The sequence below is a fragment of the Allobosea sp. Tri-44 genome (genome assembly GCF_004123845.1).
GTDB lineage: Bacteria > Pseudomonadota > Alphaproteobacteria > Rhizobiales > Beijerinckiaceae > Allobosea.
Genome location: NZ_NBDP01000015.1, coordinates 90799 through 106186, shown reverse-complemented (window position 1 = coordinate 106186; position 15388 = coordinate 90799). Strand labels below are relative to the sequence as shown.

The window sequence follows — 15388 nt, the reverse complement described above, 5'->3', positions numbered from 1 at the left end:
CCGAGCATGACGGCGAGGCGCTACCGCCCTCGCTGCGTCTCCATACTCCGGCTCCAACGCGAGAGCGCAAAGCAGATCAGCCAGTAGATTCCGCCGGAGAAGGCATAGGCCTCCATGTTCATGCCGACCCAGTTCGGGTCGGCGAGCGAGGCCTGGGCGATACCGAGCAGGTCGAGGATCGAGACCACGAGAACGAGCGTGGTGTTCTTGACCAGCGCGATGAACTCGTTGGTGATTGCCGGCAGCGAGATGCGCAGCGCCTGCGGCAGGATGATGAACCAGGTCGCCTTCCAGTAACTCAGGCCCAATGCGGTCGCAGCCTCGCGCTGACCCTTCGGCAGGGCCTGCAGGCCGCCGCGCACGGCCTCGGCCATATAGGCGGCGATGCAGAAGCCGAGGCCGATCACGGCGCGCGCCAGACGGTCGACGCCGATGCCGGACGGCATGATCAGCGGCAGCAGCAGCGAAGCCAGGAAGATCACGGCGATGATCGGCACGCCGCGCCAGAACTCGATGAACAGCACCGAGATCAGCTTGACCACCTTCAGCTCGGATTGCCGGCCGAGCGCGAGCAGGATGCCGAGCGGGATCGCGATCAGGCTGGCATAGATCGAGATGAAGACGGTCAGCATCAGCCCGCCCCATTCGCGCGTCTCGATCGCGCGCAGGCCGAAGCCGCCGGCGAGCAGCCAGACGCCGAGGAACGGCAGGATGACGAGCGCGGCGAGGCCGAGGCGCAGCTTCAGCTGCTTCGGCGCAAAAACGATCGCGGCCCCGCTCAGCGCGAAGACGATCCCGGCGAGGTTCGGACGCCAGCGCTCGTCGACCGGATAGAAGCCGTACATGAACTGGCCGAAGCGCGCCTTGACGAAGACCCAGCAGGCACCGGTTCCGGTGCAGTCATTGCGGGTCTGGCCGCTCCAGGTCGCGTCGATCAGGGCCCAGCGGATGATCGGGACGGCTATCCAGGCGATCGCGGCGGCCAGCAGCAGCGTCACCACCGTCGTCGCCGGGGTGCCGAACAGGCGCTCGCGCCAGCTGGCCGGAAGGGTTGCGGCGGCGCTCATCGGGTCACCAGCGCGATGCGGGCATTGTACCAGTTCATGAAGGCCGAGACGGCGAGGCCGATGACGAGATAGAGGGCGAGCGTCATGGCGATGATCTCGATCGCCTGGCCGGTGTTGGTGAGCGCCGAGCCCATGAACAGGCTGACCACGTCGGGATAGGCGATGGCAGCGCCGAAGGACGAGTTCTTCAGCACGTTGAGATACTGGTTGGTCATCGGCGGCGTCATCACCCGCAGCGCCTGCGGGATGGTGACGAGCCGCAGCGTCTGGCCGGGGCGCAGGCCGAGTGCGCTCGAGGCCTCGACCTGGCCATGCGGGACCGACTGGATGCCGCCACGCACGATCTCGGCGATGAAGCCGGCGGTGTAGGTGACGAGCGCCGCCAGCAGCGCGACGAATTCCGGGATGACGACGAAGCCGCCGCGATAGTTGAAGCCGCGCAGCACGGGAATGTCCCAGCGCGTCGCCAGGCTTGCCCAGGTCAGCGCCAGCACAGGGATGAGCAGCAGCAGGACGAGGCCGACGCGCAGGATCGGTGCATCCCGGCCGGTCGCCTCCTTGCGCCGCCTCGCCCAGCGCAGGAACAGCCAGTGCAGCAGGCAGGAGATCGCGATCGCGATGAAGGCGTATTTTAAGTTCGCGCCAGCATCGGGCAGCGGGATGGTCAGGCCGCGATTGTTGAGGAAGGCGACGCCGAAGACCGAGAGGCTCTCGCGGGGGGCCGGCAGGGCGGCGATGACGCCGAAATACCAGAACAGTACGAAGAACAAGAGCGGGATGTTGCGGACGAACTCGACATAGGCGCCGGCGATCGCCTGGACCAGCCAGATCGAGGAGAGCCTTGCGATGCCGATCAGGAAGCCGAGCGCCGTCGAGAGCACGAGCGCAATCACCGTCACCAGCAGCGTGTTGGCGACGCCGGCCCAGAACAGCGACAGGATGTTGTCGGACTGGGTGTAGTTGGTCAGGACGAAGGGCACCTCGATGCCGGAGGTGCGCCAGAGGAAATCGAAGCCCGAGGCGATGCCGGCCTGGACCATGTTCTGCGAGGCGTTGCGGATGAAATAGACGAGCAGCGCCGCAAGCCCGATCAGCAGCGCCGCCTGGTAGAAGACGTCGCGGACGCGCTTGTCGTTGATGAAGGCGAAGGCTTTGCTCAAGGGGCGGCCGTCCGGCTTGGGGCGTCATTCTCGGGCGCAGCGCAGCTGCGACCCGAGAACCTCCTGACACGAAGGCTGGTTTCCGAGATGGTCGGGTCAAGCCCGACCATGACGACCAGCTCTCACTGGAACGGCGGGGTGAAGATCAGGCCGCCCTTGGTCCAGAGCTGGTTCTGGCCGCGCTCGAGCTTCAGCGGCGAAGCCAGACCAACGGTGCGCTCATAGCTCTCGCCATAGTTCCCGACCTGCTTGATCGCCTTGTACATCCAGTCGTCCGCCAGACCCATCATCGCGCCGAAGCCACCCTCGGCGCCGAGCAGGCGGCGGACCTCGGTGTTCTTCGAGTTCGCCTTCATCTCGTCGACGTTCTTGGAGGTGACGCCGAGCATTTCGGCAGCGATGGTGCCGTTCAGCACCCAGCGCACGATCAGCTGCCAGCGCTCGTCGCCATAGCGCGTCACCGGGCCCTGCGGGTCGTTCGAGATCGGCTTGGTCAGGATGGTGTGGTCGTCCGGAACCTTGAGCTTGGCACGCTGGCCGGCGAGCGCGCCGACGCCGGCGGTGTAGGCGTCGCAGCGGCCGCTGTCATAGGCGGTGATGGCGTCGTCGTTCTTCTGGAAGTTGGTGATGGTGACCTTGAGGTTGCGCTCGCGGAACCAGTCGGCGGCGTTCTTCTCCTCGGTCGAGCCGGCGGCGACGCAGACCGAGGCGCCGTCGAGCTCCTCGGCCGACTTCACATTGGCCTTCTTACGGACGATGAAGGTCTGGCCTTCGTAGAAGTTGATGCCTTGGAAGTTCAGGCCGAGCGTGGCGTTGCGCGAGAAGGTGATGGTCGAGTTGCGCGAGAGCAGGTCGACCTGGCCCGATTGCAGGATCGGCCAGCGCTGCTGCACCGAGGTCGGCGTGAACTTGACCTTGGTGGCGTCGCCGAGCACGGCGGCGGCGAGCGCCTTGCAGTAGTCGACGTCGAGCCCGGTCCACTCGCCCTTGTCGTTGGCGAAGGAGAAGCCGGGCAGGCCGAGATGCACGCCGCATTCGAGATGGCCGCGCGCCTTGATGGCGTCGAGCGTCGGGCTGGGCGCGAGCTGCTGCGCGGAAGCGGCGAGGGTGCCGGCGGCGAGGAGCGCCGCGGCGAGAATAAAGGTCTTCATGTGCGTTCCCCAGTCTTGTGGCGCCATGACGCCACGTCTGGCTGACTATGCAACAGCCTGACCGGGGAAGGTAAGGGGGTGTTTGCTGTTTCCTGCCAAAGCCTGACGTGGCGGCAGTGCCGTTGGCCTACCAGCCGCGCTGGGCCTTGATCGCCCGCTTCTGCATGTCCTTCTGCTGGCGCCAGTAATCCTTCTGCGCGTCGAGCTGCATACGCTGGTAGTCGCGGATGCGGTCCTTGCGCGAGGTCGTGTCGCGATAGTCGTTCCAGTCGTAGTGGTCGTCATGGACATCATCGTCCCCCAGCGCATCGAAGAACTTGCGCAACGCCGAGCGGGCGGGCTCGATCGGCAGGGCGGGTGCTGCTTCCGGCAGCGGCATGAAGGCCGGCGCGGCCGAGACGTTGGGGCCGGCGGCAAGGGCGAGGGCGAACGAAAGGACGGCGGTTCGGATCATCATGGTGATGCTCCCTCCCATCACTGCGCCGAGCGCGCGAAGGCATGCGGCAGCTCGGGACTGAGCCAGCGCATCTGCGTGATCTTGCCCGCGGCGTCGGTCTCGAAGCGCAGCCGGACGAAAGGCTCGCCGCCGGACATCTCGGCGGGCGCGACGAAGGCGCCGATCGGCGCCAGCCGCGCCTGGAACAGATAGGGGTCGTCCCTGTTCGGCTCGAGCAGGACCTGCGCCTCCGTCTTCTCCAGCATGAGGTTAAGCTTGCCCTCGATGAGCGCGACGGTGGCGTCGCCGAGGATCGGCGAGGCGTAATTGCCGGCGAAGGCGGCGGCGAGCGGCGACAATGGGCCGGGCACGAAGCCGGCGGCCTCGGCCTGCGCCGCCTCGCGACGGCCTTTTGCACTGGCGGCGGCGAGCGCGATGTTGTCGACGGCGGGGTTGCCGAGGACCCGGTCGTAGAACCACATCGCCAGCGCGTCCGGCATGCCGCCATTGTCGAGATTGGTCAGGATGACGATGCCGGTCTTGCCGTCCGGCAGGAAGCCGGCATGGGCGCCGAAGCCGGCAGTGCCGCCATTATGCCAGATGATCCGGCCGCGCGGCGTCGCGGTCGCAACCCAGCCGATGGCGTAGCTGGTGCGCTCGTTCATGGCGACGCGGGGCGTCCAGGTGACGTCGAGATTAGCCTCGGAGACCAGGACCTTGCCCTCGAACTGGCCGCGGCCAAGCTGCAGGCGCAGCCATCTGGCCATGTCGGGGATGTTCGAGTTGAGCGCCCCGGCCGGGCCGAGCGCATAGGGGAAGGATGGGTGGAAGGGCACGGCGACCGGCTTGTCGGCGAGGCGATGGCCTTGCGCATGGTTGGGCGCTGCAGTGATCGCCTCGGCCGTTGCCGTCGTCGCGGCCATGCCGAGCGGGGCCAGCAGGCTCGCCTTCAGCGAGTCGAACCAGGACGGCGCGCCATTGGCCTTGGCGACGACCTCGCCGCCGACGACATGCGGGATGTTGAGATAGCGGAAATCGGAGCGGAACATCCCGAGCTGCGGCGCGACCCGTAGCGAGCGGATCAGTGTCTGCTTGTCGTAGCCGAGCATGGTGAGCGCGTCGTTGACATAAGCCGTCAGGCCCGAGCGCTGGGCGGCAAGGTCGAGCACGCGGAATTCGCGGGTAACCCAGGGATCGGCGAGCTGAAACTCGGGGACATGGTCGATGACCGGATCGGTCCAGCCGAGCCGGCCGGCATCGACCGCCTGCGCCAGCGTGGTGGCGAGGAAAGCCTTGGTGGTCGAGCCGACCTGGAAGATCGTCTCGGGCGTGACCGGATCGGGCTTGCCGAGCGCGCGGACGCCGAAGCCCTTGGCGTAGATCAGCTTGTCGTCATGGATGATGCCGATGGCGACGCCCGGCACCGAGAAGGCCTTCATGCCCTCGGCGACCTGCTTCTCGAACTCCGGCAGCAGCGCTTCGATCGAGCCTTGCGTGGGCTGCTGTGCGTTGGCGTTTACCACGTCGGAGATGGCGGAGAGGCCGAGCAGGAGCGCCGCTGCAATGATGCGCTGCATTGACTATCTCCCCAAGGCGTCGAAGAGGCCGACAGATAGCGCTGCCGAAAGCAGGTCCATCCGCCGGCGGCGCGACGATCCCACGCCATTTTCTGACCCTAGGTAAACAGGATCAGGAGATTGTGACGGGATCGGGGATTCGACCGCTCAGCCGGGCAGGAAGGCGAGCTTTCCATCCTCGCCTCTGATGGTCTCGATGACGCTGCCGTAAAGCGCCGCGAGTTGTTCCGGCGTCAGCAGTTCGGCCGCAGCTCCGCTCGCCAGCGCCCGGCCATCGCGCAGGAGCAGCGCCCGGTCGGCATAGCGCAGCGCCTGGTTGGGATCATGGGTGGTGAAGAGCACGCCGAGACCCTCGCCGGCGAGCCGCCGGATCTGGCTCATCACCTTGCCCTGATTGCCGAAGTCGAGGCTCGCAGTCGGCTCGTCGAGGATGACGTAACGCGGCTCCTGGGCGAGTGCCCGGGCGATCATGACGAGCTGGCGCTCGCCGCCGGAAATCTCGGTGTAGGGACGCTCTGCCAAATGCGCGATGCCGAGCCGTTGCAGCATCGCGCTCACCATGTCGCGGTCATGTGCGGAAGGCGCCGCGAACAGGCTCGAGCGCGCGGTGCGCCCCATCAGCACGACCTCGCTCACCGAGAAGGCGAAGGTTCCGACATGGACCTGCGGCACATAGGCGAGGGCGTGGGCACGCTCGCCGACCGAGAGCGCTGCCAGCGGTCTGCCGTCGAGCGTGAGCGCTCCGCTCTTGGCAGGCAGCAGGCCGAGCAGGGTCTTGAGCAGCGTGGTCTTGCCATGGCCGTTCGGGCCGAGCAGGGCCAGCACCTGCCCGCCGGCGAGATCGAGCGCGATGTCGCGGCCGATCTCGCGCTCGCGATAGCCGTAAGCCAAGGCAGAGGCGGAGAGGCTCACGACCAGCCTCCGCGCGCCGACGCCAGCAGCCAGATGAAGAAGGGCGTGCCGATCACGGCGGTGAGGATGCCGAGCGGGGTCTCGACCGGGGCGGCGGTGCGCGCCAGCGTGTCGATGGCGAGGAGGTAGCCGCCGCCGAGCAGCGCCGCCGTCGGCATAAGGCGGCCGAAATCGGGGCCGACGAGGAAGCGGGCGAGATGCGGCACGACGAGGCCGACCCAGCCGATGATGCCGGCAGCCGCGACGCTCGCCGCGGTCACCAGAGTCGCCGCGGCGATGATGGCTATACGCAACGGGCCGGTGGCGAGGCCGAGCGCGCGTGCCTCCTCCTCCGGCAATGACATCACGTTCATGCGCCAGCGCAGCGCCAAGAGGATCGCAGCGCCGATCAGGACCGGGCCGAGCAGAGGGATGAGATCGGGTTTGGCCGTGCCGGCGAGGCTGCCGAGCAGCCAGAAGGTCATGGCCGGCAGCTGGTTGTAAGGGTCGGCCCAGTACTTCACCAGGCCGATGCCCGCCCCGAGCAGCGAGCCGACGACGACGCCGGTCAGGACCAATACGAGCACGGGGTCGCCACGCCTGACCGCCCGGCCGACAGCATAGACGGCGCCGACTGCGACGAGGCCGCCGACGAAGGCGGCGAGCTGGATGCCGAAGAGGCCGAGCGAGAGATAGATGCCGATGACGGCGCCAAGCGCCGCGCCCGATGAGGCGCCGAGGATGTCGGGGGAGACCAAAGGGTTGCGGAACAAGCCCTGGAAGGCGCAGCCGGCGATGGCAAGCGCCGCCCCGCACAGGATCGCCGCGACAATGCGCGGGCCGCGGATGTTCCAGACCACGGTCTCGATCTGTGCCGGCAAGCCGGAGGGCTCGCTCGTGACGAGCGACCAGACGAGGCGGCCGAGATCGCCGGGTGTGACCGGGTAGCGGCCGAGCGCAAAGGCGGCGAGCACGGCGAGCGCCAGGAGGAGGAGGGCGATCAGGTTGCCGCGCAGGGAGGAGGTCATGACGATTGGGGGTACTCGTCGGGACACCGAACCACGACATGGTCATCCCGGACAAGCCGCGAAGCGGCGCCGATCCGGGATCCATTCCTGACCCGTTCCGGAATGGATCCCGGGTCTCCGCTGCGCTGCGCCCGGGATGACACGACGATTTGAGACATCATCCCCGCCCCGCCAGCACGCGGTCGAGTTGTGCCTCGTTCGGCGTCAACTGATAGAACAGGGTGTGGAAGTCGCGGGCGAGCTTGCGGATGTCTTCCGGAAACTGCGCGGGATAGAGCAGCTTTGCCAACCACCACAGGCCGATCGCCCGGTTAACCGAAGGCGGGAAGTCGACCCAGCCGAAGGGCAGCTTCGGCGAGAGATGGACGCGGCCCTCGCGCACCGCCTTGACGCCGGCCCAGTTCGGATCGCTGCGCACGCTTTCGGCGAAGGCGAGGTCGATGGTGACGATGACATCGGGATTCCACGCCAGCACCTGTTCGAGCGATACCTGGGCCAGGCCGCTGCCCTGCTGTTCGGCGGCGGCATTGCGCGCGCCGAGGAAGCTGAGCGTCTCGACATTGATCGAGCCGCCGAGTCCGGTCTCCAGTCCGCGCGGGCCGCGGGCATAGTAGACGCTCGGACGCTTCTCGGCCGGGATCGCAGCGATGCGGCCACGGATCGTGGCAAAGCTGTCCTCGCACCAGCGCGCCAATGTCTCGGCGCGCTCGCTCCGGCCTGTGAGCTGGCCGAGGATGCGGTAGCTCGCCGGGGTCTGCTCGAAGCGGCCATCGAGCAGGGCGTAAGAAATGCCGGTCTGCTGCTGCACGCGCTCGGCGAGCTCGACATAGGTGCGGCCGGTCGAGCCGGAATCAATGATGAGATCGGGCTTGGCCTGCAGCACGGCTTCGAGATTGGCGCTGTTGCCGCGGCCGGTGATGCGGCCGATCTCGGGTCGGTGGCCGATGCCAGGCAGCAGGAATTCGCGTTCTTCAGGCCGGTTGGCGCGCGGCCAGCCGATCAGGAGGTCGGGCGCGAGCGTGTAGATCAGGATCGCCGCCGGGGGGCCGGCTGGAAAAATGCGCTCGACCTTGCCGGGGACCGGGACCTCGCGGCCGGCGCCATCGCGGATGGTCGCGGCACGGGCGAGGCGCGGGAGGGCAAGCGTCGCACTGAGGCCCGCGAGGACACTGCGGCGGTCAGGATGCGGCATGCCGGGGCTCCGAGGCGTGCGAATGGCTGCAGCGAAACGGCTTGATGTCGAGCAGCGGCGTGCCGTCAAGGCAGTCGAGCCCGCGCACGAGCAGGGTGCCTCCTTCGACGCCTTCGAGCTTCACCCGCGACAATGCGATCGGGTTCGGGCGGACCGGTGAGCGCAGTGCAAAGGTGCCGAGTGTGCCGCCGCCACGCGGCGTCTGCGTCAGCAGATCGCGCCTGGCTTCGTGCATCCAGTAGAGAAGATCGAGCTCGCCGAAGGTTTCGATGCCCTTCAAGGCGGGCCGCCAGGGTTCGTCGATCTCGACACGGCAGAGCGGCCCGTCCTGGCTGCCTTGGCGCGGGCAGTCGTCGCGGGTCGCGAAGGGCGTGCGGATGCGGCCGATGAAGACGAGCCGGGCATCGGCCCGCTCGGGCAGTGGCGCTTCGGTTTCCCCCGGCCGGGTCGCTTGCCAGTCCATCGTCGTGCGCGTCATCGAGTTCTCCATTCTCCGCAGTCATCCCGTACAAGCCGCGAAGCGGCGCCGATCCGGGATCCATTCCTGAACCTCTATCGGAAAGGCTCCGGAATGGGTCCCGGGTCTCCCTTCGGTCGCCCGGGACGACAAGATCATAGTCCTTCGCGCGGCAGGCCCGGCGCGGCGAAGCCATGCCTTGCCAGAATCGCCTGACCCTGCGGCGAGAGGATATACATGGCGAGCCTGTAGCCGCTCAGCGAGGCCTTGTTCAGCACCGTCAGGCCGTATTCGGCGCCCACAGTAAGCTGATCCGGCAGGCGCAGCATCGCGATCCCCGGCTGCTCCTTCGCAAGTGGCTGCGCATTGGTGCAATAGGCCAGGAAGATATCGGCCTCGCCGCTCGCCAGCTTGTGACCATAGACGTTGACGCCCTCCGGTGCCGGCAGGCATTCCGGCCCACCGGTGAGCTTCAGCGCCTTGGCTTCGAGTGCGGCCTTTGCACCCGGTCTCACGGCCTCCGCCCTGGCGAAGACGGCGAAGGCATAGTCGCCCGATGGATCGGCCTTGGGCGTCGAGGTGCCGAGCCTGACCTTGGGATCGAGCATCAGCTCGAGCAGATTGGCGCTCGTCGCCGCCAGCCCCGGCCGCAGGAAGGCGCAGAGCTCGTTGCGGGCGAAGAGCACGGTCGGTCCGGCGAGGCCGGCACGCGCCAGCATCCGCGGATGTTCCAGATTGGCCGAAGCGAAGACCTCGCCGGCCTCGCCTCGTGCGATCCGGTCCTTCAGCAGGCCTGAGGCACCGAAATGCGGCGAGACGGGAACTCCGGTCTCGTGCTGGAACGCCTCGGCGATGTCGAGCAGGGCTGCGCGCAAGCTGCCGGCGGCGTGCAGAATCACCGGGGCTGGTGCAGTCCCGGCGACAGGTCGGCTTTGCTGGGATGCCCCAGCCAATATCTCAGTTCCCCTCGCGCGGCAGGGCAGGTGCGACGAAGCCATGCCGCGCCAGGATGCGCTGCCCGTCGGGCGAGAGGATGAACATGGCCAGCCGGTAGGCGTTCGGCGAGGCGCCGTTCATCACCGTCAGCCCGTAATCGGCGCCGACCAGCAGGTTTGCCGGCAATCTGACCATGCGTATGCCCGGCTGCTCGCGGGCGATAGGGTCGGCATTGGTGCAGTAGCCGAGGAAGAGATCGGCCGCGCCGGTCGCGAGCAGATGGCCGGTGCCGTTGCGGTCAGGCGGCGTCGGGGCGCTGTTCGGGCCGCCGACGAGCTGCAGGGCCTTGGCCTCCAGCGCCGCCCTGGCGCCAGTTTTAAGCTTCTCGGCCTTGGCGAAGACCTGCCAGGCATAGTCGCCGGACGGGTCGGCCTTCGGAGTCGAGGTGCCGAGCTTGACCTTGGGATCGAGCATGCGCGCGAGCAGCGTGTTGCTGGTCACGTCGAGCCCCGGACGTGCGAAGGCGCAGGTCTCGTTGCGGACGAAGAGCACGACCGGGGCGGCCTTGCCGTCCTTCGCCAACGCGAGCGGGTGATCCATGTTGGCAGAGGCGAAGACCTCCGCCGGCTCGCCCTTCGCAAGAGCCTCACGCAGCAGGCCGGACGGGCGGAAGCTGGTCGTGACCGGAATGCCCGCGGAGGCCGCGAAAGCCTTGGAGACCTCGGTCAGCGCGTTCTTCAGGCTGCCGGCGGCGTGGAGCAGCACCGGCTTCTGCGCCTGCTGAGCCGGCGCGAGCGCCGGCCACAGGCTGACGAGGGCGGCGAGAGCGAGCCTCCGCATCATCTCACGCTCCAGCCTGGCCGGCGTTCGGGAAGAACAGCTGCTGGCCGTCGATCTTGTAGTCGGCGATCGCCTTCTGGCCTTCCGGGCTGGTCAGCCAGTCGGCGAAGAGCTTGCCGTCGGCGACCTTCACATGCGGGTGCTTGGCGGGGTTCACCGACATCACGCCGTACTGGTTGAACAGGCGCTGATCGCCCTCGACGGAGATGACGAGGTCGCCGCGATTCTTGAACGAGATCCAGGTGGCACGGTCGGAGAGGACATAGGCGCCCATGGCGCCGGAGGTGTTGAGCGCCGCGCCCATGCCCTGGCCGATCTCGCGGTACCAGGGGCCCTTTTGCGCGGCGATGTCGATGCCCGCGACCTTCCAGAGGTTGAGCTCGGCGGCATGGGTGCCGGACTTGTCGCCGCGCGAGACGAAGGGCGAGGCCTTCTCCTGGACCTTCTTCAGCGCTGCGACGATGTCCTTGGTGCCTGCGACGCCGGCCGGATCGCTTTTGGGGCCGATCAGGACGAAGTCGTTGTACATCACCGGCCGGCGCTCGGTCGAAAAGCCCTCCTCGACGAATTTCAGCTCCTGCGCCCTGGCATGGACGAAGACGACGTCGGCATCGCCGCGACGGGCGGTGTCGAGGGCCTGACCGGTGCCCTGCGAGATGACGCGGACCTCTATGCCGGTCTTGGCCTTGAACAGCGGCAGGATGTGGTTGAACAGACCGGAATCCTGGGTCGATGTCGTCGACGCGACGGTGATGAAGCGCTCGCCGCTCGGGGCCGCTGGGGCCTGGGCGAGCGCGATGCCGGTCAGGCCAAGGAACAGGCCGGCGGCTATGAGGGAGCGGCGGGGCAAGGCGGTCATCGGGCGTTTCTCCTGTCGTTGTCGTTGTGTTTCACCAGAGCAGCTCTCCTGCCAGGAAGGCGCGTGCCTCGGCCGAATGCGGGCCGGCGAAGAAATCCTTGGAGGGTGCGTCCTCGACCAGGCGGCCGCGATGCAGGAAGAGCACGCGGTCGGCGAGGCGGCGGGCCTGGCCGAGATCATGGGTCGACATCATCACGGTGATGCCCTCGGCGACGAGGCCCGAGAGTAGCTCCTCGATCTGGCGCGTCGCGGCGGGATCGAGCTGCGAGGTCGGCTCGTCCAGGAAGAGCAGCTCGGGACGGAGCGCCCAGGCGCGGGCGATGGCGAGGCGCTGCTGCTCACCACCAGAGAGCAGGCGAGCGGGCTGGCTGGCGCGTTCGGCGAGGCCGAAGCGCTGCAGCGCCTGCGCCGCACGTGCCCTGCGCTCGGCGCCATTCGCACCGGCAGCAGCGAGCGCATGGGTGATGTTCGCTTCGACCGAGCGACGCAGCATGATCGGCTTCTGGAAAACCATGGCATGGCGCTTAGCGCGGCCTTCGGCTCCGGCGGCCCAGCGCACCGCGCCGCGGCTCGGCGTCAGCAGGCCGTGACAGAGACGCAAGGTCAGCGACTTGCCGGCGCCGTTTGGTCCCAGCAGGACGGTGAGACCCCCGGCCGGGATGGTGAAGCTGTTGGGCTCGACCAGGAGCTTGCCGTCGCCGGAGAAGGCGGCGGCCTCGACGGTGAGCGGCAGGATCGAGGTTATGCTCAGCATGGCGGCTCAACCGGCATAGCGCGCGCCGATCCGGCTGGCGCCGAAGGCGATGGCGTTGATGGCGAGCGTCAGCGAGAGCAGGACGAGGCCGAGGCCGAGCGCGAGCGGCAGGTCGCCCTTCGAGGTCTCCAGCGTAATCGCCGTCGTCATGGTGCGGGTGTAGCCGGCGATGTTGCCGCCGACGATCAGGACGGCGCCGACCTCGGCGCTGGCGCGGCCGAAGCCGGCGAGCAGCGCCGTCGCCAGCGCAAAGCGTCCGTCGAAGAGCAGGGTCGGGATGGCGCGCAGGCCTTCGAGGCCGACCGAGCGGAGATGGTCGCGGTACTCGCTCCAGAGGTCCTCGATCACCTGCCGGGTCAGCGCGATCACGATCGGCAGGACGAGAATCACCTGCGCGATGATCATCGCGGTCGGCGTGAACAGCAGGCCGAGCGGCCCGAGCGGGCCGGAGCGCGAGAGCAAGAGGAAGACGGCAAGGCCGGCGACGACGGGCGGCAAACCCATCAGCGCATTCAGGCAGACAATGATGGCCGCGCGACCGGGAAAGCGCGCCAGTGCCAGTGCCGCCCCGAGCGGTAGGCCGATCAATGCCGCGATGAGAACAGCGGTCAGGGTGACGCGTAGCGACAGGAAGACGATGCCGAGGAAGCCGGGATCGAGCCCGACCACCAAGGCAAAAGCCGCCTGAAAGATCGCGCCGACGTCCAAAGCCTGCTCCCGCGTGCCTGCCTTGAGATTGCAAGCATTTGCAATTGGTAGAGTTCAATGCGACCAAATGCCAACGCTGTAACCAGCGCAGGTATGTGCAGGTCAATGCAGGATCAGATCTGGCTTACGACAGAGGAAGCGGCTTCATATCTGCGCCTCAAGGAGCGCAAGCTCTACGAGCTGGTCGGGCAAAGCGCGGTGCCCTGTACCAAGGTTTCCGGTAAATGGCTGTTTCCGCGCGCCGGGCTCGACCGCTGGCTCGAGGCCGGACTGTCGCGTCCGGCTGGGTTTGACGCGGTCCCGCCGCCGCCGATCGTCGGCGGCAGCCAGGATTCGCTGCTCGAACTCGCCATTCGCGAATCCGGCTGCGGGCTGGCGCTGCTGGCCGAGGGCTCGCAGGCCGGGCTCGATCGGCTGGTGCGCAACGAGGTCGCGATCGCGGCGCTGCATCTGCATGCGACGCCCGATGACGATGCTGCCAATCTTGCCGCGATCCGGGCCGAAGCCTCGCTACACGATGCGGTGGTGCTCAACTTTGCCAGGCGCGAGCAGGGGCTCTTGGTCGCCCCGGACAACCCACTCGGACTCGATGGGCTCGGTGCGGCGATCGGCAAGGGCGCGCGTTTCGCCCAGCGTCAGCGCGGGGCCGGGGCGCAATTGCTGCTGCTGAGCCTGCTGGAACGTGCCGGGGTTCCGTCGGGGCGGATGGTCGTCGCCGATGGGACCTGCGCCACCGGCCAGGATCTGGCGCTGGCGATCCGCTCCGGGCGGGCCGATTGCGGCGTCGCCGCGCGCGCCATCGCCATGGCCTTCGGCCTCGCCTTCCTGCCGCTCGTCTGGGAGCATGTCGACTTGGTGATGCGCCGGCGGTGCTATTTCGAGCCGGCGACACAGAAACTGCTGGCCTGGATGCGCGGCCCCGACATGGCGGCGCGGGCGAGCGAATTCGGTGGCTACGACCTCTCGATCAGCGGGGCGGTGCGGCTGAACCGCTGAAGCCGCAAGGCCCGCGAAACAAGCTTGCAAATCGGGCCGGCAATTGCAGCGCCTCTTGCGCCGGCGCCGGCATAGTCTTCCAGCCGTTGCAGCAGGCAGGGACGGCCCCGTGACGATCGATCTCGACACACTCGTGCAGGAGATGACTGCTTGGCGGCGCGACCTGCACGCCCATCCGGAATTCGGCTTCGAGGAAAAGCGCACCAGTGCCTTCGTTGCCGAAAAGCTGCGTGAATTCGGGCTCGACGATGTCGCCGAGGGCGTCGGCGGCACCGGCGTCGTCGGCACGCTGACGCGCGGCAGAGGCAACCGGGTGATCGCGCTGCGGGCCGACATGGACGCCTTGCGCATCCCCGAGCAGGGCGAGCTCCCGCACCGGTCGCAGACCCCCGGCGTCATGCACGCTTGCGGCCATGACGGCCACACCGCCATGCTGCTCGGGGCGGCTAAGCTCCTGGCAGCGGATGGCGGCTTCGACGGCACCGTGCGTTTCGTTTTCCAGCCGGCCGAGGAATGGGGGCGCGGTGCGCTCGCCATGCTCGATGACGGATTGTTGGAGCGCTTCCCGTTCGAGGAGATCTACGGGCTGCATAATGCGCCGAGGCTGCCGGTCGGCCAATTCCAGACCCGGACCGGGCCGATCATGTCGGCGGAGGATAATTTCGAGATCGTCCTCACCGGCGTCGGCGGCCATGCCGCCCGCCCGCATGTCGGCAACGAGACCCTGGTCGCCGCCTGCGCTTTGGTCACGAGCCTGCAGACCATCGTCTCACGCCGGCTGAGCCCGGCTCAGATCGCCGTCGTCTCGGTGACGGAGCTGATCACCGACGGCACCCGCAACGCCCTGCCGGGACAGGCGCGCATCCTCGGCGATGCCCGCAGTTTCCACCCCGAGGTCAGCGCCGATATCGAGGCGCAGATGCGCATCATCAGCGACGGCATCGCGCGCGCCTACAATGTCGAGCAATCGGTCAGCTACACGCGCGAATTCGTGCCGCTGCTCAATCAGCCGGCCCAGACGGAGGCGGGGCTGGAAGCGGCGCGGGCAGTGCTCGGGCCTGAGAATGTCTCGGTCGTCTCCGAGCCCTTCACCGGCTCGGAGGACTTCGCGCGCTTTCTCGCCCATGTGCCGGGCTGCTTTTCCTTCGTCGGCAATGGCGACAGCGCGCCGCTGCACAATCCGCGTTATGATTTCGACGACAAGGGGCTGATCCATGGTGCGCGCTTCCACGCCGAGATCGTGAGGCGGCGGCTGGTGGTGGGGTGAGGCTTGCCTGATGGGGCAGGTCGAGGCGGTGGCTGCTACGCCACCGGGCTCGTTCAAGCTGATCTTCTA

16 protein-coding genes are annotated in these 15388 nt (G+C 67.8%); 2 read left to right on the top strand and 14 right to left on the bottom strand.

Annotated features, from left to right (window positions below):
* Positions 1 to 20 precede the first annotated feature (20 nt).
* From B6S44_RS09960 to B6S44_RS09895, 14 genes are all read right to left on the bottom strand, one after another.
* Entirely contained in the window at positions 21 to 1067 is a 1047-nt protein-coding gene (locus B6S44_RS09960) for an amino acid ABC transporter permease (RefSeq protein WP_129156750.1), read from the bottom strand.
* Complete coding sequence (locus tag B6S44_RS09955; RefSeq protein ID WP_129156749.1) at positions 1064 to 2227, bottom strand: amino acid ABC transporter permease; 1164 nt, start codon at positions 2225 to 2227, stop codon at positions 1064 to 1066. The genes B6S44_RS09960 and B6S44_RS09955 overlap by 4 nt, the downstream gene beginning before the upstream one ends.
* A 122-nt stretch (positions 2228 to 2349) precedes the next feature.
* Positions 2350 to 3378, bottom strand: a complete 1029-nt coding sequence (locus B6S44_RS09950; protein ID WP_129156748.1) for an amino acid ABC transporter substrate-binding protein — start codon at positions 3376 to 3378, stop codon at positions 2350 to 2352.
* 127 nt (positions 3379 to 3505) lie between these two features.
* Positions 3506 to 3835, bottom strand: coding sequence for a hypothetical protein (locus tag B6S44_RS09945; RefSeq protein WP_129156747.1), 330 nt, complete (start codon positions 3833 to 3835; stop codon positions 3506 to 3508).
* A gap of 17 nt (positions 3836 to 3852) precedes the next feature.
* Positions 3853 to 5391, bottom strand: coding sequence for a serine hydrolase (locus tag B6S44_RS09940; RefSeq protein ID WP_129156746.1), 1539 nt, complete (start codon positions 5389 to 5391; stop codon positions 3853 to 3855).
* 147 nt (positions 5392 to 5538) lie between these two features.
* The gene (locus B6S44_RS09935) at positions 5539 to 6303 is read right to left on the bottom strand and encodes an ABC transporter ATP-binding protein (RefSeq protein ID WP_248309529.1); all 765 of its coding nucleotides are present in this window, start codon (positions 6301 to 6303) and stop codon (positions 5539 to 5541) included.
* A complete protein-coding gene (locus B6S44_RS09930) occupies positions 6300 to 7310 on the bottom strand; it encodes a FecCD family ABC transporter permease (protein ID WP_129156745.1) in 1011 nt (336 codons plus the stop codon). Before B6S44_RS09930 ends, B6S44_RS09935 begins: the two co-directional genes overlap by 4 nt.
* Positions 7311 to 7467: 157 nt before the next feature.
* On the bottom strand, positions 7468 to 8502 hold the full coding sequence (locus tag B6S44_RS09925) for an iron ABC transporter substrate-binding protein (RefSeq protein ID WP_129156744.1): 1035 nt from the start codon (positions 8500 to 8502) through the stop codon (positions 7468 to 7470).
* Positions 8489 to 8980, bottom strand: coding sequence for a tRNA (N6-threonylcarbamoyladenosine(37)-N6)-methyltransferase TrmO (gene tsaA, locus B6S44_RS09920; protein ID WP_465246101.1), 492 nt, complete (start codon positions 8978 to 8980; stop codon positions 8489 to 8491). The genes B6S44_RS09925 and tsaA overlap by 14 nt, the downstream gene beginning before the upstream one ends.
* 134 nt (positions 8981 to 9114) lie before the next feature.
* Complete coding sequence (locus tag B6S44_RS09915) at positions 9115 to 9858, bottom strand: molybdate ABC transporter substrate-binding protein (protein WP_164985777.1); 744 nt, start codon at positions 9856 to 9858, stop codon at positions 9115 to 9117.
* 58 nt (positions 9859 to 9916) lie between these two features.
* Positions 9917 to 10738, bottom strand: a complete 822-nt coding sequence (locus tag B6S44_RS09910) for a molybdate ABC transporter substrate-binding protein (RefSeq protein WP_129156742.1) — start codon at positions 10736 to 10738, stop codon at positions 9917 to 9919.
* A 1-nt stretch (position 10739) separates the two neighbouring features.
* On the bottom strand, positions 10740 to 11594 hold the full coding sequence (locus B6S44_RS09905; RefSeq protein ID WP_129156741.1) for an ABC transporter substrate-binding protein: 855 nt from the start codon (positions 11592 to 11594) through the stop codon (positions 10740 to 10742).
* Between the two features lie 31 nt (positions 11595 to 11625).
* Complete coding sequence (locus B6S44_RS09900) at positions 11626 to 12348, bottom strand: ATP-binding cassette domain-containing protein (protein WP_129156740.1); 723 nt, start codon at positions 12346 to 12348, stop codon at positions 11626 to 11628.
* A gap of 6 nt (positions 12349 to 12354) precedes the next feature.
* Positions 12355 to 13056, bottom strand: coding sequence for an ABC transporter permease (locus B6S44_RS09895; RefSeq protein WP_465246100.1), 702 nt, complete (start codon positions 13054 to 13056; stop codon positions 12355 to 12357).
* 105 nt (positions 13057 to 13161) lie between these two features.
* Here B6S44_RS09895 and B6S44_RS09890 point away from each other — a divergent pair, with 105 nt between their 5' ends.
* The gene (locus B6S44_RS09890) at positions 13162 to 14052 is read left to right on the top strand and encodes a helix-turn-helix transcriptional regulator (RefSeq protein ID WP_129156739.1); all 891 of its coding nucleotides are present in this window, start codon (positions 13162 to 13164) and stop codon (positions 14050 to 14052) included.
* Between the two features lie 109 nt (positions 14053 to 14161).
* A complete protein-coding gene (locus tag B6S44_RS09885) occupies positions 14162 to 15319 on the top strand; it encodes an amidohydrolase (RefSeq protein ID WP_164985776.1) in 1158 nt (385 codons plus the stop codon).
* Positions 15320 to 15388 lie beyond the last annotated feature (69 nt).

Excerpts from the sequence above, each read along its gene's own strand:
- tsaA (WP_465246101.1), bottom strand. The coding sequence starts at position 8,980 with ATGACGCGCACGACGATGGACTGGCAAGCGACCCGGCCGGGGGAAACC.
- B6S44_RS09925 (WP_129156744.1), bottom strand. The coding sequence starts at position 8,502 with ATGCCGCATCCTGACCGCCGCAGTGTCCTCGCGGGCCTCAGTGCGACG.
- B6S44_RS09900 (WP_129156740.1), bottom strand. The coding sequence starts at position 12,348 with ATGCTGAGCATAACCTCGATCCTGCCGCTCACCGTCGAGGCCGCCGCC.
- B6S44_RS09950 (WP_129156748.1), bottom strand. The coding sequence starts at position 3,378 with ATGAAGACCTTTATTCTCGCCGCGGCGCTCCTCGCCGCCGGCACCCTC.
- B6S44_RS09890 (WP_129156739.1), top strand. The coding sequence starts at position 13,162 with ATGCAGGATCAGATCTGGCTTACGACAGAGGAAGCGGCTTCATATCTG.
- B6S44_RS09930 (WP_129156745.1), bottom strand. The coding sequence starts at position 7,310 with ATGACCTCCTCCCTGCGCGGCAACCTGATCGCCCTCCTCCTCCTGGCG.
- B6S44_RS09910 (WP_129156742.1), bottom strand. The coding sequence starts at position 10,738 with ATGATGCGGAGGCTCGCTCTCGCCGCCCTCGTCAGCCTGTGGCCGGCG.
- B6S44_RS09905 (WP_129156741.1), bottom strand. The coding sequence starts at position 11,594 with ATGACCGCCTTGCCCCGCCGCTCCCTCATAGCCGCCGGCCTGTTCCTT.
- B6S44_RS09940 (WP_129156746.1), bottom strand. The coding sequence starts at position 5,391 with ATGCAGCGCATCATTGCAGCGGCGCTCCTGCTCGGCCTCTCCGCCATC.
- B6S44_RS09960 (WP_129156750.1), bottom strand. The coding sequence starts at position 1,067 with ATGAGCGCCGCCGCAACCCTTCCGGCCAGCTGGCGCGAGCGCCTGTTC.
- B6S44_RS09945 (WP_129156747.1), bottom strand. The coding sequence starts at position 3,835 with ATGATGATCCGAACCGCCGTCCTTTCGTTCGCCCTCGCCCTTGCCGCC.